This is a genomic window from bacterium, assembly GCA_040755755.1.
Taxonomy (GTDB): Bacteria; SZUA-182; SZUA-182; order DTGQ01; family DTGQ01; genus DTGQ01.
Window position 1 is genome coordinate 213,677 of record JBFLZW010000001.1, and the last position, 21,167, is coordinate 234,843.

General features: G+C 51.5%; 15 protein-coding genes. 8 read left to right on the forward strand and 7 right to left on the reverse strand.

What is annotated here, in order from left to right; genetic code table 11:
- Nucleotides 1-3: 3 nt before the first annotated feature.
- From treZ to AB1611_00945, 3 genes are read left to right on the forward strand one after another with little or no spacing between them, the layout of a single operon-like run.
- The gene (gene treZ, locus AB1611_00935; GenBank protein MEW6378150.1) at nucleotides 4-1,857 is read left to right on the forward strand and encodes a malto-oligosyltrehalose trehalohydrolase; all 1,854 of its coding nucleotides are present in this window, start codon (nucleotides 4-6) and stop codon (nucleotides 1,855-1,857) included.
- The gene (gene treY / locus AB1611_00940; protein MEW6378151.1) at nucleotides 1,857-4,724 is read left to right on the forward strand and encodes a malto-oligosyltrehalose synthase; all 2,868 of its coding nucleotides are present in this window, start codon (nucleotides 1,857-1,859) and stop codon (nucleotides 4,722-4,724) included. The genes treZ and treY overlap by 1 nt, the downstream gene beginning before the upstream one ends.
- An 11-nt stretch (nucleotides 4,725-4,735) precedes the next feature.
- Nucleotides 4,736-5,563: a DUF481 domain-containing protein gene (locus AB1611_00945; protein MEW6378152.1), complete on the forward strand. Its 828-nt coding sequence runs from the start codon at nucleotides 4,736-4,738 to the stop codon at nucleotides 5,561-5,563.
- 21 nt (nucleotides 5,564-5,584) lie between these two features.
- Here AB1611_00945 and AB1611_00950 read toward each other — a convergent pair whose 3' ends face one another.
- Nucleotides 5,585-6,109 (reverse strand): isochorismatase family cysteine hydrolase, encoded by a 525-nt coding sequence (locus AB1611_00950; protein MEW6378153.1) that lies wholly within the window; start codon nucleotides 6,107-6,109, stop codon nucleotides 5,585-5,587.
- An 18-nt stretch (nucleotides 6,110-6,127) separates the two neighbouring features.
- Nucleotides 6,128-7,009 carry an acetylglutamate kinase gene (gene argB, locus AB1611_00955; protein ID MEW6378154.1) on the reverse strand — a complete coding sequence of 294 codons (882 nt, stop codon included), beginning with the start codon at nucleotides 7,007-7,009 and terminating at the stop codon, nucleotides 6,128-6,130.
- 343 nt (nucleotides 7,010-7,352) lie between these two features.
- Here argB and uvrA point away from each other — a divergent pair, with 343 nt between their 5' ends.
- Nucleotides 7,353-12,704, forward strand: coding sequence for an excinuclease ABC subunit UvrA (gene uvrA / locus AB1611_00960; GenBank protein ID MEW6378155.1), 5,352 nt, complete (start codon nucleotides 7,353-7,355; stop codon nucleotides 12,702-12,704).
- 588 nt (nucleotides 12,705-13,292) lie between these two features.
- Here uvrA and AB1611_00965 read toward each other — a convergent pair.
- Entirely contained in the window at nucleotides 13,293-13,460 is a 168-nt protein-coding gene (locus AB1611_00965) for a hypothetical protein (GenBank protein MEW6378156.1), read from the reverse strand.
- Between the two features lie 147 nt (nucleotides 13,461-13,607).
- Here AB1611_00965 and AB1611_00970 point away from each other — a divergent pair, with 147 nt between their 5' ends.
- Nucleotides 13,608-13,943 carry a hypothetical protein gene (locus AB1611_00970; GenBank protein MEW6378157.1) on the forward strand — a complete coding sequence of 112 codons (336 nt, stop codon included), beginning with the start codon at nucleotides 13,608-13,610 and terminating at the stop codon, nucleotides 13,941-13,943.
- Here the strand turns inward: AB1611_00970 and AB1611_00975 are convergent.
- Complete coding sequence (locus tag AB1611_00975; protein MEW6378158.1) at nucleotides 13,940-14,158, reverse strand: hypothetical protein; 219 nt, start codon at nucleotides 14,156-14,158, stop codon at nucleotides 13,940-13,942. The two genes, AB1611_00970 and AB1611_00975, sit on opposite strands and share 4 nt — an antisense overlap.
- A 416-nt stretch (nucleotides 14,159-14,574) precedes the next feature.
- On the opposite strand from AB1611_00975, the gene AB1611_00980 reads away from it, so the two are divergent.
- Together AB1611_00980 and AB1611_00985 are read left to right on the forward strand one after the other, a co-directional pair.
- Complete coding sequence (locus tag AB1611_00980) at nucleotides 14,575-15,189, forward strand: hypothetical protein (protein ID MEW6378159.1); 615 nt, start codon at nucleotides 14,575-14,577, stop codon at nucleotides 15,187-15,189.
- Between the two features lie 437 nt (nucleotides 15,190-15,626).
- On the forward strand, nucleotides 15,627-16,175 hold the full coding sequence (locus tag AB1611_00985; GenBank protein ID MEW6378160.1) for a flavin reductase family protein: 549 nt from the start codon (nucleotides 15,627-15,629) through the stop codon (nucleotides 16,173-16,175).
- 77 nt (nucleotides 16,176-16,252) lie between these two features.
- Here AB1611_00985 and AB1611_00990 read toward each other — a convergent pair whose 3' ends face one another.
- The 3 genes from AB1611_00990 to AB1611_01000 form a co-directional block, all read right to left on the reverse strand.
- Nucleotides 16,253-16,726: a four-helix bundle copper-binding protein gene (locus tag AB1611_00990; GenBank protein MEW6378161.1), complete on the reverse strand. Its 474-nt coding sequence runs from the start codon at nucleotides 16,724-16,726 to the stop codon at nucleotides 16,253-16,255.
- A gap of 205 nt (nucleotides 16,727-16,931) precedes the next feature.
- The gene (locus AB1611_00995) at nucleotides 16,932-18,329 is read right to left on the reverse strand and encodes a SpoIID/LytB domain-containing protein (GenBank protein ID MEW6378162.1); all 1,398 of its coding nucleotides are present in this window, start codon (nucleotides 18,327-18,329) and stop codon (nucleotides 16,932-16,934) included.
- A gap of 37 nt (nucleotides 18,330-18,366) precedes the next feature.
- Nucleotides 18,367-19,032 carry a hypothetical protein gene (locus tag AB1611_01000; protein ID MEW6378163.1) on the reverse strand — a complete coding sequence of 222 codons (666 nt, stop codon included), beginning with the start codon at nucleotides 19,030-19,032 and terminating at the stop codon, nucleotides 18,367-18,369.
- Nucleotides 19,033-19,585: 553 nt separating this feature from the next.
- Between AB1611_01000 and lysS the strand changes: the two genes are divergently transcribed.
- The gene (gene lysS / locus AB1611_01005) at nucleotides 19,586-21,154 is read left to right on the forward strand and encodes a lysine--tRNA ligase (protein MEW6378164.1); all 1,569 of its coding nucleotides are present in this window, start codon (nucleotides 19,586-19,588) and stop codon (nucleotides 21,152-21,154) included.
- Nucleotides 21,155-21,167: the final 13 nt, after the last annotated feature.

Below are 21,167 nucleotides of genomic sequence, written 5' to 3' on the forward strand. Positions count from 1 at the left end.
CTTATGAGAGTCGGAGCACATTACCTGGGCAAGGGGAAGAGTGAGTTTGCGGTCTGGGCCCCCTTCCGGAAAAGTGTGGCTGTGAACATTGTCTCGCCAGAGGCACGGATTATACCAATGGACAGAGACCTTCGGGGATACTGGAAGGCACTGGTTGAAGGCGTCCCCCCCGGAGCCCGCTACCTTTTCCGGCTCGATGACCAGATGGACCGGCCTGATCCCGCTTCCCACTTCCAGCCCGAGGGAGTTCATAAGGCATCTTTACTCGTTGATCACCAGGCCTTCGAGTGGGAGGACACGTGCTGGAGGGGAATAGAGCTTTCAAAGATGATTACCTATGAGCTTCACGTCGGAACATTCACTCGGGAAGGGACCTTTGAAGCCATCATCCCCCGGCTTGACGAAATTCGGGACATTGGCCTCAATACGATCGAGATCATGCCGGTTGCCCAATTCCCCGGTGAAAGAAACTGGGGGTATGACGGCGTGTATCCCTATGCTGTCCAGAATTCGTACGGCGGGCCGCACGGGCTGAAAAAGCTGGTGAACGAGAGCCACAGAAGGGGAATAGCTGTCATTCTCGACGTTGTTTATAATCATTTTGGGCCTGAAGGGAACTATGTAAGGGATTATGGTCCATACTTTTCAAGCCGGTACCGGACTCCCTGGGGTGATGCGATTAATTTTGACGATACCTACAATACCGAAGTAAGAAATTTTTTCATTGAGAATGCTCTGCACTGGTTTTTAAACTACCATATCGACGCCCTTCGCCTTGATGCCATTCATGCCATCTTTGATATGAGTGCCCGGCCTTTTCTTCTGGAACTGGCAGAAAAGGTTGAAGAATTGTCGAAGCAGGCCGGAAGAAAATTTCGCCTGATTGCTGAAAACGATCTCAATGATCCCAAGGTGATCAGACCGAGAGAACTGGGAGGGTACGGACTCGATGCCCACTGGTGTGATGACTTCCATCACGCTCTCCATACCCTCCTGACTGGAGAGAACAGCGGGTATTATCTTGACTTTGGCCGGATGGAGCACCTGGTCACATCCTTACGGGAGGGGTTTGTCTACTCTGGGCAATATTCCCGGTACCGGCATAAGAACCACGGCAGTTCATCACTGGATCGAGGCGCGGATCAGATGGTGGTCTTTGCGCAGAACCACGATCAGGTCGGAAACAGGATGCTCGGAGAACGGCTGAGCACTCTTGTTGATTTCGAGTCGATGAAACTGGCCGCTGGGGTCCTTCTCCTTTCCCCGTATCTCCCTCTCCTGTTCATGGGAGAAGAATATGGCGAGACTGCCCCCTTTCTCTACTTTATCAGCCATTCAGACCCGGCGCTTGTCGAGGCGGTGAGGAAGGGCCGGAGAGAGGAATTCGGGGAATTTACCTGGCTGGAAGAGCCTCCTGATCCGCAGGACCCCCGGACGTTTGTAAACTCAAAGATACACTGGGAAGGGAGGAAGAACGGAAAACAGGGGATACTGCTGAACTTTTATCAGGATCTGATTACCCTTCGCAGAGAAGTTGCAGCCTTTTCCAACCTCGACAAAAGGAGCATGGATGCATTCGGCCTTGAAGAGGATCTTATCCTCTTCATGAGACGATGGAAAGATGAAAGCCATATCCTGGGCATCTTCAATTTCAACCTGTCTGATAGGAAGCTTTTGGCCTTTCCATACCGGGAGGAATGGAAAAAGATACTGGATTCCTCGGATGAAATTTGGCTTGGTCCGGGTGCACTCCTTCCGGAAAAGATCGTATCCGGTCAGGAAACCATGATCAGACGCCGCAGCCTGGCTATTTACGCCAGGGAAGAAACCGCCGTTTATCTTGCGAGGCATTCCTGATGCGAATCCCGGTATCCACCTATCGGCTGCAATTGACTCCCTCCTTTGGCTTCAAGGAAGCCAGAGAGGTGGTAGAGTATCTTTCACAGCTTGGGATTTCAGATATTTATGTTTCTCCGATCTTTAAGGCCAAAAAAGGGTCTCTTCACGGCTATGATGTAGTCGATCCTCATCAACTCAATCCTGAGCTTGGAAGCATGAAAGATTTCGAGGAGCTTACCCAGGAGGTCAAAAGGCACGCGATGGGCTGGATCCAGGATTTTGTCCCGAACCATATGGCCTTTGACAGCGAGAATCAAATGCTCATGCATGTCCTGGAGAATGGCCAAAGCTCGGAATACTTTGACTTTTTCGATATCGAATGGGTCCATCCCTATGAAGCGAGCATCAGTGGCCGGATACTGGCGCCATTTTTGGGAGGATTATATGGCGTGACCCTGGAAAAGAGAAAAATACAGCTCAGATATGATGCGCAAGGTTTTACAATTAATTACTACGACTTCAAATTTCCCCTTCGGATAGAGTCATACGCACGGGTGTTGACTCATGATCATGGGCTGGGAAAGCTGAGAAAGAAACTTGGAAGGTCTCATTCGGATTATATCAAGCTCCTTGGCGTTCTCTATGTTCTCAAAACCATCTCCTCGAAAGAGGATGCCGGTGAGCGATCCGACCAGGTCACCTTCGTTAAAGGAATGCTGTGGGAAATCTATACCCAAAATGCAGATGTCAAAGAGGCTATTGATAATAATATCACGGCCTTGAATGGAAAGAGCGGAGATCCTGAAAGTTTCAATTCCCTCGATGATTTGCTTTCAGAGCAATTGTTCAGGCTGTCCTTCTGGAAAGTGGCTAATGAGGAAATAAATTATCGAAGATTTTTCAACATTAATGAACTGATCTCCCTGAGAATGGAGGAAAAGCATGTTTTCACCCGCTTTCATTCACTCATCCTGGGCCTGCTGAAGGATGAAAAGTTTACCGGGTTGAGAGTGGACCATCTTGACGGCTTATACGATCCGGCGCATTATCTGGAGAGATTGAGAGAGGAGAGAGGGGATACTTACCTGGTGGTCGAAAAGATTCTTAGTCTGGACGAGGAACTCCTCTCCTCCTGGCCGATCCAGGGAACAACAGGGTATGATTTTCTGAATCATCTTAATGAGCTTTTTTGCGATAGGAGAAACGTAAATAAGTTTCAGGAGATATACTCTGGCTTTACCGGCTTGAACATCCCGTATGAAAAGATCCTCTATGAAAAAAAGCGGCTGATCATCGAGAAAAATATGGCCGGGGATGTGGATGGGCTTGCCCGGCTCCTGAAGAGAATTTCCATTAAGGATAGATATGGAAGTGATATCACCCTTAACAGCCTCAAGAAAGCCATTGTGGAGCTTCTGGCCCTTTTTCCGATTTACCGGACCTACATCAGCTACCATGTTTTTAACGTAACCGATCGCCGGTACATCAGTGAGACAATCAGCAAGGCACGGAAAAAAGAGCCTGACCTTGTGTATGAATTTAATTTTATTGAGCAGTTTCTCCTTCTGGCTTTCAGGGATTCCCAGACCGATGAGGAGAAGAAGGAATGGATCAACTTTACCATGAGATTTCAGCAGCTGACTGGTCCACTGATGGCCAAGGGTCTCGAAGATACCACCTTTTATGTCTATAACCGGCTTCTGTCCCTCAATGAGGTCGGAGGCGATCCAAGCAGATTCGGTATCACCAGAGAGGAATTTCACAATTTTGCCGGTAAGAGGGCTCACCTTTGGCCTTATTCGCTGAATGCCACTGCGACCCATGATACCAAACGGGGTGAAGACGCCAGGGCGAGAATCAATGTTCTGTCCGAAATACCCGATGAGTGGGAAAAGAAGATCAGGGAATGGAGTAAGATCAATAGATCCAGGAAGTGCCGGTCGAGCAACGGCCATATCCCTATTCCCGACCGAAACGACGAGTATTTTCTCTATCAGTCCCTCATCGGGGCCTTTCCCTTTGACAGCAATGAGTATCCGAACCTGGTCGAGCGGGTAAAAAACTACATCATCAAGGCCATCAGGGAAGCCAAGGTCCATACCGCCTGGATAGAACCGGATACCGAGTACGAACAGTGTTTCTGTTCCTTTATTGACCAGATTCTGGAACCATCGGAGCAGAACCGGTTCCTGGAGGATTTTTTGGCATTTCAGAAAAAGATAGCTTTCTATGGGGTATTCAATTCCCTCTCGGAGACGCTGATCAAAATAACCTTTCCTGGCGTACCTGACTTCTATCAGGGAACGGAACTGTGGGATTTCAGTTTTGTCGATCCCGATAACCGCCGGCCTGTAGACTTCCAGAAGAGAAAGAAATTTTTACAGAAGATCAGGGAGGTGAGGGAGAATGACAGTCTGGACTTCATCCATGAGCTCCTGGCAGCCAAAGAGGATGGAAGGATCAAGCTCTTTCTGATCTTCCGGGCACTCAGGGCAAGATGGCAGATGCGGGATGTCTTCCGGCAGGGGGAATATCTTCCCCTGAAGACGGGAGGGAAATTGCAGGACCATATTGTGGCTTTCGCCAGGAGGGTGCCACCACCTGAGGACGAGCCCGAAACGGTGAATAATAGTGTGCCACGGAAAGCGCATCCCTGGGCCATAACTGTCACCCCAAGGTTCTTGACTTCGCTGGTCGGTGAGGGGGAATTCCCCTTGGGCTGTAGGGTGTGGGATGATACCTATCTTACCTTTCCAAAGGGGAGCCCATCCTTATGGAAGGATGCCATAACCGGCCAGATAATCAAAAGCGGGCAAAACCTGCTGATAGGGGATATCCTTCAGCACTTTCCCGGAGCTCTGCTCATCAGCGGGGAGGAAGGATAAAGAACAGGGAAATGATTTCAAAAAGGCTTGCCTCGACCGGCATTCTCCTGTTCATGTTTTTCCTTCCGGCACGGCTGCCCCTGTCTGCTGAATCCAGCCGGAAACCTGATGAACCCAAATCCGGACAGCAGGACCAAAAACCCCAATACTGGACACTGCGGTACGATCTTGAATACCGGAAGGACACTGGTAATACCAGCAGCTTTGACCTGCGGACAGGATTCGACCTGAGCATGAAAAGGCCAGAGGATGATCTGCACCTGACTTCCTCCTATGCCAAGGGAAAGACTGACGGTGAGATATCAGCGGACAGGATGGACCTTCAGGCCAAGTACAACCGCCTGGTCACCAAGAGCACCTATGTGATGGCTTTTCTCCTGTACGAGCAGGACAAAACCAGGGATATCGGGAGACGATGGCAGATCGGCCCGACTGTCGGGAAAAGGTTTTATGATACTCCAGAGCTTTTTTTATCCAGCGATGTGGGCCCTATCTGGGATGAAACCAGGAGCGCACCGAATGGCCACGTGGACCTGGAAGCATCATTAAAAGGCCTGTGGAATATCGACCTCTCCTATATTCCCTTTGCTGATGTGAAGTTTGAGCAAAGGATCCGTTCGACTATTGGTTTAAAGACAGCCGATGATTCGGAGGAAACCGGTGATTCAAAGGAAACCGCTTTCGAAATCAATTCGGAAACGAGTGTTTATATTCCAGTCTATCAAAGACTGTTCCTGAAATTGAGCCTGATTGACCATTATAACAGCCAGCCTCAGCCGGATCTCAAGGAAAACGACCTGTCTCTCGTCACTTCATTCTCATACCTGACCCATTTTTGAATCAAGGATTATGGTGTAAGCTCAGACTATGGCTGCACCCAATACCCTGTTCATAATTCGCAGGGCTGCCTCATGGTCTTCCGGAGCAAGGCCGGCCACTCCCCTTCTGACCACTTCGACAGCGTAGCCCCGAAGCACTGCATCCGAGGCCGTAAACATGACGCAGATATGAGTAACACATCCGGTGAGCCGAAGGGTATCCACGCCAAGGGTTTTCAGCATGTTATCGAGTCCGGTGTTATAGAAGCCCGAATAGGTGGTTTTTTCGACAATCAGATCACCGGAGGAAGGCTGTAACTCATCGACCACCTGAGCCCCGGCTGTGCCTCTGACAGCATGTGCAGGCCAGCCAAAGCGTTTAAACTCCTGATCATCAGGCTCATGAGAATCACAGACATAGATTACCGGATACTCTTCCCGATGAGCTTTTGCTGTCTCCTCCTGAATCACCGGTATTACTCTTCTGGTTTCAGGAACCTCAAGAGGTGCTCCCTCTTTCACAAAATCATTGAGCATATCAATGATCAGCAATGCTTTTCCGGCCATAGTCAACTCCTTTTCAGATCAATTCACGATCTCTGTCCCTACCCCCTGTTGGGTGAATATCTCAAGAAGCAGACAATGAGATATCCTGCCGTCTACGATATGGATTTTTTTTACCTGACTGTTGACGGCTTCAACACAGGCCCGGATCTTGGGTATCATTCCCCCGGAAATTGTCCCATCCTGAATAAGCTTTTCTACCTCATTCTGCTTCATGGTCGAGATAATCTTTCCTTCCTGATCAAGAATTCCGGGGACGTCGGTCAGCAGAATCAGCTTTTCAGCCCTGAGAGCCGAAGCAAGAGATGCAGCCATATCATCGGCGTTGATATTCAGGGTCTGTCCATCATCACTCACCCCAACCGGCGCGATAACCGGGATGAAACCATTTTGTTTGAGGTTGATAATAACTTCAGGGTTCACCCTGTTCACTTCACCGACATAGCCAAGATCGATGATTTCTTCATCGCCGGTTTCCAGTGAAGGTCTTCTGATAACCTTCTTGACCGCTCCGACAAGGCCACCATCTTTTCCGGTCAGCCCTACGGCCTTTCCGCCGTGACGGTTGATCAGGGTAATAATTTCCTTATTGACCAGACCGCTCAAGACCATCTCAACAATATCAGCCGTCTCTCCGTCAGTAACCCGATGCCCATGAATAAAATTGGGCACCTTGCCCATTTTCTTCATCATTTCGGATATCCGGGGACCGCCGCCGTGAACGATGACGGTATTGATACCAATGTAGTTGAGCAGGACCACATCCTGAGCAAAGGTTTCTTTCAAGGCTGCTTCAGTCTGGGCAGCACCGCCATACTTAATGACAAAGGTTTTCCCATAAAAATTTTTGATGTAAGGCAGGGCCTCAATCAATATTCCCGCCTTCTCAATCAGTTTTTCCATGATTACCCCTGACTCCCTAACCTGAAACCGTTTCCACCAGTACCTAGAGCAAACTCTCTATGTCCTCTTCAATCCATTCCTGGATTATGTCTGCTTCCTTGATCATCTTCATCTCCACAGTTCCTCCTTTCCGCTCAATTATAAGCTCGCTCTATCACTATCGCAGAGTGATACACTCATAATTATATATGAAATTTTGAACTGAGCCAAGGATAGAATGATTATCCTTCAGGCTGAGAGGGAGATTCAGAAGCCGTGTATCATTTTTTGACTTATTATGGTATTATGTTATGCGTATAAGCTAGACCTAATTTCATTATATTGAGATATGTATAGAAAGACTATGAGCTACAAAGAACAAAGCTACATTAAAATCATTTCCGCCCGCCAGAACAATCTGAAGGGTTTCCAGGTCGAAATTCCCTGGCACCAGATTACCGTGATTACCGGCGTGAGCGGGTCGGGTAAATCGAGCCTGGCCTTTGACACCCTGTACGCTGAAGGGCAGCGCCGCTATCTTGAAACCTTTTCTCCCTATGCCCGGCAGTTTATGGACCGCATGGACAAACCGAGGGTGGAGAGAATCGAGGGTATCCCTCCAGCCATTGCCATTGAGCAGGGAAGCCCGGTCAGAACCTCCCGCTCTACGGTCGGGACCATGAGCGAGCTTACCGACTATGCCAAACTGCTCTTTGCCCGGATCGGCGAGCTGCACTGCCGTCAATGCTCCCGGAAGGTGGTGCGCGACAATCCCGAAACCATCTTTCAGGCCCTGAGCAAGGAGAAGCCGCAAAGCCGCATGATCCTGACTTTTCCCTATCCGCAGGGTGGTGATCTTGATCCTGAGGCCGTGCGGCAGGAACTTTTACGGCAGGGCTTTTTCAGGGTTCTTGAAGGCGACCAGGTTCTGGAAATCGGTGAGGATGCTGACAGGGGAGAAAGGTCAGTGATCGTTGACCGATTTATCCTCCGTCCGGAGGATAAGTCACGGATAATCGATTCCCTTGAGCAGGCCCTGGGGTTTGGTCAGGGCCATGTCATGGTGCGGATTCCGGGTGAAAAGACCCTGCGGTTCAGTTCTCATCTCCATTGCCCGTATTGCGATCTTGCCTACCGGGACCCGGTGCCGAACCTTTTCTCCTTTAACAGCCCCCTTGGGGCCTGCCCGACCTGCCGGGGCTTTGGACGGATCATCGAGCTCGATCTTGATCAGGTTATTCCGAATCCCGGCCTGTCGATCGAGCGGGGAGCGATCAAACCCTGGGATATAGATCGGGAAGAGTATCATGACCTGATCCGCTTCTGCCGTAAAGAGGGTATTCCGACCAATGTGCCTTTCGAGCGCCTGCCCCGGGATCAACAAAAGGCGATTATCGACGGCGGAGGTGGATTTTACGGCCTGCGGGGCTTTTTCAAGTGGCTGGAGAGCAAAAGCTACAAGATGCATGTGCGGGTCTATCTGTCCCGCTACCGCGGCTATTTCACCTGCCCGGATTGCCAGGGCAGCAGGTTTAAGCCCGAATCGCTCCTCTACCGGATCAGGGGGCTGACCGTGGCACAAATCTATGCCCTGCCGATCGGTGAAGCCCTGAGATTCTTTACGAATCTAACCGGCTGTGCTGCCGGTGAGCGGCAGCCTGATCAGGCCACCATGATGATCCTTCGTGAGATCATCAGCCGCCTGCGGTATCTTGACGAGGTGGGCCTTACCTACCTCACCCTGGACCGGCAGTCCAGGACCCTGTCGGGGGGAGAGGTCGAGCGCCTGAGTCTGACCAAGGCCCTTGGCTCCTCCCTGGTCAACACCCTCTATGTTCTCGACGAGCCCAGTGTCGGCCTTCATCCCCGCGATAATCACCGCCTGGTGAGCATCATGAAGGAGTTGGCCAGACAAAATACCGTGGTTGTGGTCGAGCATGATCCGGAGATTATCACCGGCGCAGACTACCTTCTCGATCTTGGCCCCGGCGCAGGGGAGGAAGGAGGCAGAGTGGTTTATGCCGGTCCATTTTCTGAAATTGACCGGGCTGAAGGTTCCAAGACTGTCAACTACCTGCTTGGCCGGACAAAGATTCCGGTTCCGGAAGTCCGCAGAAAGCCTGACCCTGAAAAGCTGATCCGGGTGAAGGGGGCCAGGGCCCATAACCTGAAGGGGATTGACCTGACGATCCCTCTGGGACTTATGGTCTGCCTGACCGGTGTTTCCGGATCGGGCAAAAGCACGCTGGCTGAGGAGATCATCTATAAGGGAATCAGGAAGAAAAAAGGGTATTCCACGGATAAGCCGGGAGCATTCGATTCCCTGGAGGGAATTTCGGATATCGAGAATGTCATCCTGGTCGATCAGAGCCCCATCGGCAAGACCCCGCGCTCTAATCCAATCAGCTATGTGGGGGCCTTCGATCCGATCCGCAAGCTCCTGGCCGGGACACCTGTGGCCAAGGACCGGGGATATACGCCCGGCATGTTCTCATTCAATGTCCGGGGCGGCCGGTGCGAGACCTGCGAGGGTAACGGCTTTGAAAAGGTGGAAATGCAGTTTTTATCCGATGTCTACATCACCTGTCCTGACTGCGGTGGGCTGCGCTACAGGGAAGAGGTCCTTGAAGTTACCTATAAGGGAAAAAATATCGGCGATATCCTTCAGATGACGTTCTCTGAAGCCAGCAGTTTTTTTCACGACTCACCGGAGATTACCAGCCTCTTTCAACCGCTGATCGAAGTGGGCCTGGGATACCTTCGTCTGGGGCAGCCGGTCAATACCCTTTCGGGAGGTGAAGCTCAGCGGCTCAAGCTCACGAAACATCTGGCAGTGCGCACCCGCCGGCCTTTTTTATTCATTTTCGATGAGCCGACCACAGGACTGCATTTCGAGGATATCCATAAGCTGATGTCAGCCTTCCAGAGGCTCATTTCGGCTGGCCACACCCTCCTGATCATCGAGCATAACCTCGAGGTGATCAAATGCGCTGACTTTATCATCGATCTTGGCCCGGAGGGAGGAGATGCGGGCGGATATCTTGTGGCCTGCGGCACACCCGAAGAGGTGGCCAGGGTTTCGGATTCCCATACCGGAAGGTTCCTGAAGAGAGTGGTCAGTGGTCAGTGGCCAGTGGTCAGTGGAGAGGAGAGAGTGGTCAGTGGTCAGTGGCCTGACTCCTCAAACATAACTATCAGCGGGGCCAGAGAGCATAACCTGAAAAATATTACCGTGACCATCCCCCGCGACCAGGTGGTGGTGATTACCGGGATCAGCGGATCGGGAAAGTCGAGTCTGGCCTTTGATGTCCTGTTTGCCGAAGGGCAGCGCCGCTACATCGAGAGCCTGCCCGCCTATGTGCGCCAGTATCTCAGGATCATGGAGCGGCCGGACCTCGATCTTATTACCGGCATTCCACCTACCGTGGCCATCGAGCAGCGAATGAGCAGCCTGCAGCGGCGATCTACCGTGGCCACGATCACGGAAATCTACCATTACCTGCGCCTTTTGTTCAGCAAGGTCGGTGTGCAATACTGCCGGTGCAGCCAGCCCATTTCCCCTCAATCCGAGGTGCAGATGCTCAGGAGGCTGAAGGAGGGCTTTTCCGGCCGCACGGTTTTTCTTCTGGCACCCAAGGTTTTCCGGCGGAAAGGTATCTACCAGGATCTTTTCCGGCAGGCTGTCAAGAAGGGCTATCACCAGGCCAGAGTTGACGGGCGGATCATCCCCCTTGAACCAATGCCGGACCTTGCGCGCTACCGGGAGCACTCCGTCGATCTGGTCATCGGGAAGATCGACCCTGGCTCAGCCACCGAAGACGAAATGACTGCGGCCATCAGCACGGCGCTTCAGGAAGGCAGGGGGACATTCTCTGTCCTGAGTGCCGAGGGTGGTGCACGGGCAAAGGAGATGCGGGAGGAAATTTTCAGCCGCATGGGCTATTGCCCGCACTGCGAGACAGCCTTTGAGCCGCTCGATCCACGGCTTTTTTCCTTCAACAGCCGCTACGGAGCCTGTCCGGCCTGCGAGGGGCTTGGAATCGTGCCCGAAACCGGAGCAGCCTGCCCCCGATGCCCCCAGTGCCAGGGAAAGCGGCTGAATGAAAAGGCCCTGTCCGTCAGGGTCGCCGGATATACTCTGGCTGATATAACCGCTTTCAGTGTGGAGGAAGCCAGGGAGTTTTTCCCTTCGCTGAGACTGAACGACAGGGGCCAGGTTATCGCCGGGCTCCTGATTCCGGAAATCATGACCAGGCTGGAATTCCTGATCCGGGTCGGACTCCCCTACCTCACCCTCGATCGCAGCGGGGATACCCTTTCAGGCGGCGAAACCCAGCGAATCCGCCTGGCCGCGCAACTGGGATCAAACCTTCAGGGGGTGTGCTACATTCTCGATGAGCCGACCATCGGCCTTCATCCCCGCGATAATGACCTGCTCCTCGATACCCTGTGGCAGCTCAAGACGCGCGGCAACAGCGTGATTATGGTCGAGCATGACGAGGAGACCATCCGGCGGGCGGACTGGGTCCTCGATCTTGGCCCCGGAGCTGGCCGGGAGGGAGGATATGTCATTGCCCAGGGGAGCCCTGACCACATCCAGAGAGAACCTGCCTCAGTGACCGGAAAATGGCTCCGCGAAAGCAGCCGCTTTCAGATCACTTCCCGGAACCGAACGGCAAAGGAAGGAAAGTGGCTGACAGTCAAAGGCGCCACTTTGCACAATCTTCAGGATATCGATGTTGCTGTTCCGCTTGGCACCCTGGTTGTTCTGACAGGTGTATCCGGCTCAGGAAAAAGCACCCTCCTGCGGGAGATTATCCTGAAAGGTACCAGGGCGCTGCTGAACAGAGAAAGCATCCCTGATGACCCTGATGCCGGTGGAACCTTCCGGGAGATTGACGGCTGGCAGCACCTTGACCGCATCCTTGAGGTGGACCACTCACCGATCGGAAAAACTCCCCGCTCCACGCCGGGAACCTATGTCGGCTTTCATGATGAGATCCGCCGTCTGTTCGCCGGGCTTCCCGAGGCGCGGATACGGGGCTTTGGGCCGGGCCGGTTTTCCTTCAATGTGAAGGGTGGCCGGTGTGAGGCCTGCGGCGGCGAGGGAAGGGTCAAGGTGGAGATGAGCTTTCTGCCCAATGTTTATGTTGACTGCGAGGAGTGCTCCGGCCAGCGGTTCAACGAGGAGACGTTGAGTGTTACTTACCGGGGGAAGAATATCGCCCAGGTTCTTGCCATGACCATCGAGGAAGGGGCCGAGCTTTTTGCCAGAATCCCCCGGATTGTCCGTCCCCTTCGGCTCCTGACTGACCTTGGCCTGGGTTACCTCCAGATCGGCCAGCCGAGCAATACTCTTTCGGGCGGCGAGGCCCAGCGGATCAAGCTGACCTCGGAGCTTGGCAAGACGAGCCACGGACGAACCCTCTACATTCTCGATGAGCCGACCACCGGCCTTCATCTGGCTGATGTCGAAAAGCTGATGCAGGTTCTCCAGAGGCTGGTTGATCTTGGCAATACGGTGGTGGTTATCGAGCACAACCTTGAGGTGATCAAGGAGGCAGACTACATCATCGATCTTGGCCCGGAAGGAGGAAAGCGGGGCGGTAAGCTTGTGGCCAAAGGCTCACCGCGGGAAATCCTGGGGTGCGTGGACAGCTCCCATACTGCGCGGTTCCTGCGCAAGTATCTGGAGGGGGGAGTATCCTCTCTCTGAATCAGTTCTTTAAGGGAGCATTACCAGATTGTTACAACCGGGTCCCTATGGAGTATCCTTGAACAAATTTGCAAAATTGCCAATTTTAGCATTTTTGCAACAACAAAACTGCCATTTTTCCGATATTCACCTGTTGAGAGCTGAAAGTTGATTTAGTAATTGTTTGAAAAATAATGTCCGAAAATAGAACAAAGTTTGGCATCCAAGTTGCAATGTTAGAAAAACAAGAATCCACTAATAAAAGGGGGTGAATTTAATGACTATCTTTATGTTATTATTTTATCTTTTTATCGTGCCAATGGGATCGGATATTATCGAAAAAGCTGCTCATGGTGATAAGTCCCTACTGAATCAGAACAAGAAAAGTCTATGGTGAAAGGTGCTCATGGTGCTGGAATATCAAAGTTGTTTATCACTTTCTCTGGGGGGGAGCAGGAGTCAGGTTGAAGGGTGGAATATAAATCCCGTTCCATTATTTCCCACAACATACCTCACTCAACTCCTTCAGGTTAGAGGGCTTGGCTACTACTCCCCTGGATCTGTATGTGCGCTATTCAGAATTTAATCAGGACCACCTGATTATCCTGATTATCCGCATGAAACAATCTCCCTAAACTTCGGGGAGACCATTTTCCGAAGGTTGCGGATAGCGGCATCAATTCGTATCCTGCCTGCTACAGCATTTCCCTGATACTTGACAAGGCGATCAATGCTCTTCCGTGATTGTATTGTATAATAAATAATCATCTTGCTCATTTTTTTTACAATCCAGCAGGTGTTTCCCATCAGTCCCCTCATACCCTTTCCTGATTTCAGCCGAGATAGTCATTGTCAGGAAGTAGAGTTTCACTTTTACTTACCGACAATTATTACTCAGCGAGTAAAGAGAGGTTAGGTGACAGTATGGACAAAAAACTCAAATCAATCTTGATATTTATTTGTGTCTGGGGCTTGGTGGCTTATCCGGTTTTCGTGGGTTTCGCCTGTGCCGACAGTGATGGAGGGCCGGTAACGTCAGGGAGGAATAAAGCTTCCATCTTCATGAACATCCTGTCGCTCGAACAGACTGTTACACCCGAAGAGATTGTACCTATTCCGGAAGTTGTTCAGAATATGATTGAAAATTTGCCAGTGGACATGGAAACTGCTGAAAAAATTAAGGATGATATAGCTGCCTGGACGACAAGGCAGAGAAACCGCATGACGTGGTGGCGGGCACATACGATGATCGATTATTAACTCCATTCATATCCTGCAGGCCGCCACTCATTTTTCCCGGCATGCCTCGACAGCCTTTCCGCCATGAATTGCTCATTGGACAATGAACTGATGACGAATGGCTGTCGAGGCACATTTTCAAGAGCCTTTGCCCGATGGTTCCGGGCAGGCTCCATCAACACCGGCACCAGCAAGTTCATCTCACCGCAAACACAGGGTATAAAGGCAGTATACATAATTATGGGATTACTGTGCATAAACCGTATGACAATTTTTCGCACAACACGAAAGCTCAGAGCTTAATTTTTTTGGAGGAAACCCATAAGGATAAAATTTCAGATACTACTTCCCTCAGCCTGTCCATCCAAAGGAGGGAACATAACTCTTTGTAAAGGCTTGACCTTGACTTTTCCGGGGATGATCCGGAGAGTCCTTTTGGCAGTTGTGAACATTTTTTTAAGGTGTTTGAGTCAGGAAATATTCAATCATTCTCCGGCCTCAAAAAGGTTGGCATCGAAATTGAAATATAAAACATAAGGCAAAAAGCAGCCTAAAATATGACCGAGGAACATTGTTCAATCCTATTTACAGCAGGAGTGTTTATATATTCTGGTACAACGTCGGTGAGTTATTAATTTAAGGAGGTGAACAAATGGCAGGTCAGATGGATATCTTTGTTCGAAGAGCAAAGACGGAAGAAGGTTTGAAACGGGTTTTTGATATTCGTTGGGCAGGATATAAAAAGTATGCGAATAGCAAGGAGGAACTTATTGATAAGTATGATTTCGCCCCGAATGTTACTCTTCTCCTCGCTGAGGATGGATTTCATGAGCCGGTGGGGACGATGAGGATTCTCGATCGACGACACGGGAAAATAGAGCTTGATGAATTTATCGAGGTTGACACGCTCATTCCTGAAAATGAAAAGCCATGTGCAGAAATAACCCGCTTCTCATTTTCCAAGCACCTGAAATCAAAATTGATTAAATTCCTGCTCTGGAAGGCAGTTTTCCGGTATTGCCAGGACAACCAGATCAATACATTGCTGATCTCAATGCCTCCGTCCGCTGCCCGTGACTATCAGCGACTTTTTCTCCTGGAAGATACCGGCCCTTCAGGGGTGTATCATCACCGCCTCTTGGGAAATACAGAGCATCATACCTTTAAGTGTGATGTTCCCCGGACAATGGAGTTTTTGAGGTCCAGTAAACATCCACTATATGATTTTTTCTGCACGGATAATCACCCTAATATCAGTATGGACTGATAAAGGTTCTTTCTATCAATATCTTGACACGGGGAAATATTACCCGTACCACTTCAGGCATGGATGTGGTCAGCATGCCTCGGCTGTGTCGGTGTATGCTGCATGCCTCTTGAGCCTGGAGTTGAGAATTCAGGAGTCAGGAGTCAGAAGCCGGGAGTCAGAAGAAAAGATAGCTTTTATTCTAGCTCCTGACTCCTGACTCCTGCGCAGTATATCTTCTTTCCAGCTTCTTGCCTTGTCGCTGTTTTTCTCCGAAAAGACCGATACCGATGCAGAATCATTCGAGCTTAAGCTGTCGTATGAAGGTGGATATTGGAACCGCTGCCCCGGTCATAGATATCCATGAGCTATAAGCCAGAGTTGAGCTTGCGCCGCAGGTATTTGTGGTGCGTAAAGTCTAACCATCCATAAGCAATCTGCTGGTGAGGAGATATCAGATGAAAAAAGAAATCCCTATTGAACTGGCAAACCGTTTGATTAATCACGGTCCGCTTGTTCTGGTAACTTCACTCTACAAGGACAAAGCCAACATCATACCCGTTGCCTGGCAGACCCCGGTCAGCATCTCTCCCGCGTTGGTGGCCATTTCCATTAATCAGAATTCATTATCAGCGGAGCTCATTGACGCAGCGGAGGAGTTCGTTATCAACGTGCCACCTATCAGTCTGCTGGATAAAGTAAAGTTCTGCGGGGCCCAGTCAGGGCGGGAAGTGAACAAATTCGACCAGGCGGGATTGACGCCTCTCAGGGCCAGGGTAGTTAAACCATCGCTCATTGAAGAATGCATTGGACATATTGAGTGTCAGCTTTTCGGCAGACAGAGCGTGGGTGACCATAAACTTTTCATAGGCGGGGTGGTTTCAGCATCCGTTGATGAGGATAAATTCGATAACTTCCTGAAAGCTCATATGGATGGGTGCAGGACACTCCATCATCTGTGGGGGAGTTACTTTCTGTCTTCAGGAAACCTGATGCCGCTCGACTGACCTGGTTGCGGGTTAAGGATAAGCCAATCTACCCCCTCCCCCTTGAGGGGGAGGGGGTAAGTTAGGGGGGAGTCCCCTTATTGCATAGCCGCCAGCAGATCATTGCAGACCTGGGCACAACGGGCGCAGGTATCGGAGCATATCTGGCAGTGCCCATACTGCTCGGCATGTTTCTCGCACTCCTGAGTGCATTCCAGGCATGCCACTATGCACGTCTGGAGCTGGCTGCGCACGACATTCATTGGCGTTTCAGTCAGCCGGGAAAGCAGCCTGCCGGTTGTGTCGCAGATATCCGCACAATCCGTGTTCAGCCGAATGCATGCGGCGAGCATCGGATCTTTTTCACCCACACAGGCATCAGCGCAGGCAGTGCAGGTCTGACTGCACAGGGAGGTTTCATCAATAGCCGCCACCAGCTTATCCCTGTACTTTTCTACCGTCTGCCGATAAGGATGAGCGTCCAGCATCGCCTCAACATGGTGGCTCGTCACTTCACCATCTTTAGCCTCTGCCGGTGACCATGTGCTGATTCCCAGAAAAACACCAGCCAATATCAGCGCTATCCAGCCAATAACCGTCCATCTTCTATTTTCCTCTCATATAATCCTCCTTATAATCCCTTCTTCAGGTATTATTATCGAATAATACTACGCTCGCGGGAAAAATGTAACCTGAAGATGTATTCGACAGAAATGAATAAAAGTATTGCCGGGAGGATATGGATGCAGATCAATACACTGCTGAATGATATATAGATCAGCGGGGCTTCAGGGTGGACAGAAAGCAGCCAAGCTGCCATTTTCCCTCTTCACCGATAGTGATACCGAATGAGGGCGAGCCGCACTCTTCCAGACAACTCTCTCTTCCCCATCCGACGCTCTTTCCAAACCGGACGTACCACCAATAATGTCCATCGGTGAATTGACCGTTATTTGCCTGATCAGCCACTTCTCCCTTGCTTCCCTCCAGCAGGGTGGTTATCAGCCGGCAATCTTCTCCCGGCCCGCTGCGCAGCTCCAGGCTATGGCCGGACATGACTTCCACACACTCACCACTACTGAATCTGGAGGAAGGAGGGTCAGGAGGTATGTCCTGAACCATAGCCCCAGGGTAGTAATACTCGAGGATCCGGCGGTAATCAATGCCCTGATTGGCCATGGCCTGAGCACCTCGCTGGCACAAGCCGACTCCATGACCATAGAGGGAGGTATAGCCGCAGCCGCACCAGACGCTCCGGCAGTAGGGGAGGTAATTGATCCAGACTTCCTCGACATTGCGGGTATGCCCATCGCAGTGAGCAAAGTAGTAGGCTTCGATAATGCTGCCTGCATAGGTGGCGACCACCCGCTGCGTATCGACGACTGCCTGATCCGTATCGCCATAATGCAGCGGCGACCATGCCTGGCAGTGGGTTGTCGTGCAGACATCCGCTCCCTGATCGGCGTGTCTGCACTGGGTGGCCGCATAGCAGCGGGCTGCCACAGCCTGGGCCCTCAAAGCCTGCTGTGGCCATCCGGTAGCCATTTCCCGCGGAAGAACACCTTTCAGATATTCGTCCATGTCCATGACCTCGACATGGCCATCCGGCATCAGAACCCTGATTGCAGCCGGAAGGTAATCTCTCTCCCTGGAAGGAAGGCTGAATCCCCGCTCTCTTGACCAGTCATCAAGTTTTTCTATCCTGGCCAAAGACTGCTCAGGGAGCATAAGTCTTGAATCTATGATTTTTCGCTGCCAGGGAGAAGGATTTTTCAGCACCATCTCAAAATCAAGGCGGGTCACCTTTCCCTCGAAAACCCGCTGCAGCGTGTTCGACATACCGATATAACCCACAGCCTGAACACTAACCTCATACCTGCTGCCGAAAAGGGTGCTTGGCGGAGCGCTCAATTGGTACGTCCCATCAGAGCCGGTGATTACCGAGCGGCCAAGCGCCTTGATGCTCACTACGGCTCCGGCGATGGGCTCTTGTGAGCACAGGTCGGTCACTCTGCCCTGAAAGCCGGTTTCAGAGGCCAGGCCCATGCTGCATCCGCCTAAACCGGGGAGAGATAAAGGAGGAATGACCATGACCAGGGAAAATGTCAGGGCAGCAATAGTCAGAGACATGGTAAAACAGGACGGACCGGGTAATGCCGATGCCTTTTGGGGCATGGTCAACACTCCATAATCATACGGTAGTGTAGCATTGTCATGGTATGAACCGCAGCGTTTTAAGCATCAAATCGAAAATGTCCGCGTAAGCGTGCTGTCGGGACGGCTCACAGGAAAACACCTGATAGGTATAGCCATTATTGGCCACCCAGACATGAATATAAGAAGCATTGCCCGAAGGCTCGTGCCATACGGCTTCCCGGTCGCCCTCGGTCACGGTCTTGCCTGCACGCAGTGCCGGATGCTCCGGATTCTCCTTTCTCAGCCAGTCCTTGATCGAAAGCCTGTCCGGATTCTCCCAGACGATGAGGCTGCAAAAAAAAGCCTTGCTCTGCGGCTGATCATAATCCCTGGCCGGGCTGAAGTCGGTATGCTGCAGGGTATGCCGGACCGGTATCCCCGGGGTATGCGGATTATCCTCCCGAACATGCCAGGTGTTCGGGTACTGTATCTCATACCCGTACTGGGCATTGGTATACACCTTCCAGCCGGAGGCGGGAGCATCTGCCCCCATCAGCGGGGCAGGGGCACTGGTTTTCGCTTCAGCAAGCTCACCGGCAGCATGCCGCGCGGGGGGATGGCAGCTTCCTCCCAGACCTGCGATGAGCGCGGCAAGGATGAACAGGGCAAAGGCATAAGCCGAAATCGGCCTTTGTGGCAGGGGAGGGCGCATTATAGGTTTGGCATGAGTGCTATTAAACATCTATCCTTTGTACGTAACTCCTGACTTCTCCGGAAAAGTTCAGCACATGTAAGGTGGGGCTGCTTTTTTGCCCCACCAAATACCGCGCCCAAGTCAAAGCGGGTGATCCCGGAATTACATTGCTGCTTTGAATACCCTAGAGCGATGGGAAGCCGCCAGGTATCAGCAATCTTGAGCCTGGAAGTTAATATAATCAACTAAACGTGTTTTGTCAACTGCCCCAAAGGGGCCATTTTTCCCAGCGCAGCCTTGGAAAAAGGCTGTAGAGTCTTATTTAGTGGTGGAAAATGCTGGAGAAAGTGATATAATAAATATTTTTCAGGTGAGTTCTTGCCAGGAGTTTTAACCAGCCGAAGGAATAGACCTATTGCAGCCAGCCATGCCAGGCTCATGCTGGTTACCGTCGATATCTGGCCAGATGGCTTTGGTTGTTTTAAGCTGCCTGGACTCGATATATATCCAAGCCTTGTATTCAGCTTACAAGGTCAAGCTCAAAAGACAGCTTTATCGCCGATAAATTTATTTTATATACAGAATATACAGGAGTATTTAGATGGCAGAAAGAAAAAGCCAGCATTGGGGAGATCAGGTTGTAAATCAGATTCTTGCTCAGCCCAGGGCGGAAGATCATGTTTACCGCATCGTCACCGGAATCACTCCCTCCGGACGAATTCATGTCGGGAATCTGCGCGAAGTGGTAACGGCAGATGTGATTTACCGCATTTTACAGGAGCGGGGAAAGAAAGCGCAATTGCTCTATGTGGCTGATGATTATGATCCCCTGCGCAAGGTCTATCCCTTCTTGGACCCGCAGAAGTATCAGAATTTCATCGGTCACCCCCTGAGTGATATTCCCTGCCCCTGCGATCGGCACACAAGCTATGCCGAGCACTTTCTGGAGCCCTTCCTGGCCTCCATGAGCCAGTTGAAGATCGATTTCACGGTTTTGCGCGCCAGTGAGCTGTATAAGTCCGGCCAGTACAACGAGGTTATATTTCAAGCTCTCGAAGCCAGAGACACCATCGCCGATATTCTCTTCCGGTTGACCGGCAAGGAGATCGATGAATTCTGGTCCCCCTTTGTACCGATCTGTGAAAGCTGCGGCTCTATGGCTGAAACCAGAGTCACCGGCTGGGACAGGGAGAGAGGGCCGGTGAGCTATTCCTGCCAGCAGTGCGGCAGCCAGGGATCCATGCCGGTTCAGGGCCACGGCAAGCTGACCTGGCGGGTTGATTGGCCTGCCCGCTGGAGCTTCCTCGCGGTGGATATCGAACCCATGGGCAAGGACCATGGCAGCAAAGGGGGCTCGTATGATACGGGCCAGGAGATTGCCCGGCGGGTATTCCACAAGGAGCCGCCTTTTCCGATTGTCTATGAATGGATACGTCTTGAAGGCATGGGCGATATGTCCTCCAGCAAGGGGAATGTCGTGGCCATTGAAGACGTGCTCAAGGTAGTCCCGGCGGACATCCTTCGCTATCTGATCATCAAGGCTCAGCCCAAACAGCGGATCAATTTTGATCCGGTGAACCAGTTGCTGAATGTCTTCGATGAGGTGGACAATGAACAGGCCAAATACCGTGATCCGAGGTCTCTGGAACTTTCCCGGGCCAGCGGCTTTGTACCGATCGGAGTCCCCTTCAATCACCTGATCAACATCGTCCAGATTGCCGGTGGCGATCCTTCCAGGGTTTCCGCCATCCTCCAGCGGGGTGGATATCAGATCCCCGATTCGACAGCCAGAGAGCTTGAGGAGCGCTGCCAATACGCTCTCAACTGGCTGGAACATTTTGCGCCTGCCGAGTACCGCTTCGCTGTAGCCGGGGCTGTCCCCCAATCGGTTCAGTCTCTTACTTCCAACCAGCGCAGGGTGCTGGGAAAACTGTCCGCTCTGCTGAGCACCATGCTTTCCCAGGGAGGCGATATATCCGCCGAAGAGATCCACCGGTCATTCTACGAGGCGGCCAGGGAAGAGAAGGATTTATCGATTAAAGAAGTCTTTCAGGCTTTTTACACTGCTCTTATCGATAAGGAGAATGGCCCGCGGGCAGGATGGTTCATTAAAACCATTGGGGTGGAATTCGTCCAGAAGCGGCTCCATGAGGCATCATTGGCGGGGTAGCTTGTGATTGTGC

Excerpts from the sequence above, each read along its gene's own strand:
- AB1611_01000 (MEW6378163.1), bottom strand. The coding sequence starts at position 19,032 with ATGTTTAATAGCACTCATGCCAAACCTATAATGCGCCCTCCCCTGCCA.
- AB1611_00965 (MEW6378156.1), bottom strand. The coding sequence starts at position 13,460 with ATGAGCAAGATGATTATTTATTATACAATACAATCACGGAAGAGCATT.
- treZ (MEW6378150.1), top strand. The coding sequence starts at position 4 with ATGAGAGTCGGAGCACATTACCTGGGCAAGGGGAAGAGTGAGTTTGCG.
- AB1611_00970 (MEW6378157.1), top strand. The coding sequence starts at position 13,608 with ATGGACAAAAAACTCAAATCAATCTTGATATTTATTTGTGTCTGGGGC.
- uvrA (MEW6378155.1), top strand. The coding sequence starts at position 7,353 with ATGAGCTACAAAGAACAAAGCTACATTAAAATCATTTCCGCCCGCCAG.
- AB1611_00995 (MEW6378162.1), bottom strand. The coding sequence starts at position 18,329 with ATGCCCCAAAAGGCATCGGCATTACCCGGTCCGTCCTGTTTTACCATG.
- AB1611_00985 (MEW6378160.1), top strand. The coding sequence starts at position 15,627 with ATGAAAAAAGAAATCCCTATTGAACTGGCAAACCGTTTGATTAATCAC.
- AB1611_00980 (MEW6378159.1), top strand. The coding sequence starts at position 14,575 with ATGGCAGGTCAGATGGATATCTTTGTTCGAAGAGCAAAGACGGAAGAA.
- AB1611_00945 (MEW6378152.1), top strand. The coding sequence starts at position 4,736 with ATGATTTCAAAAAGGCTTGCCTCGACCGGCATTCTCCTGTTCATGTTT.
- argB (MEW6378154.1), bottom strand. The coding sequence starts at position 7,009 with ATGGAAAAACTGATTGAGAAGGCGGGAATATTGATTGAGGCCCTGCCT.
- AB1611_00950 (MEW6378153.1), bottom strand. The coding sequence starts at position 6,109 with ATGGCCGGAAAAGCATTGCTGATCATTGATATGCTCAATGATTTTGTG.
- AB1611_00975 (MEW6378158.1), bottom strand. The coding sequence starts at position 14,158 with ATGTATACTGCCTTTATACCCTGTGTTTGCGGTGAGATGAACTTGCTG.
- treY (MEW6378151.1), top strand. The coding sequence starts at position 1,857 with ATGCGAATCCCGGTATCCACCTATCGGCTGCAATTGACTCCCTCCTTT.
- lysS (MEW6378164.1), top strand. The coding sequence starts at position 19,586 with ATGGCAGAAAGAAAAAGCCAGCATTGGGGAGATCAGGTTGTAAATCAG.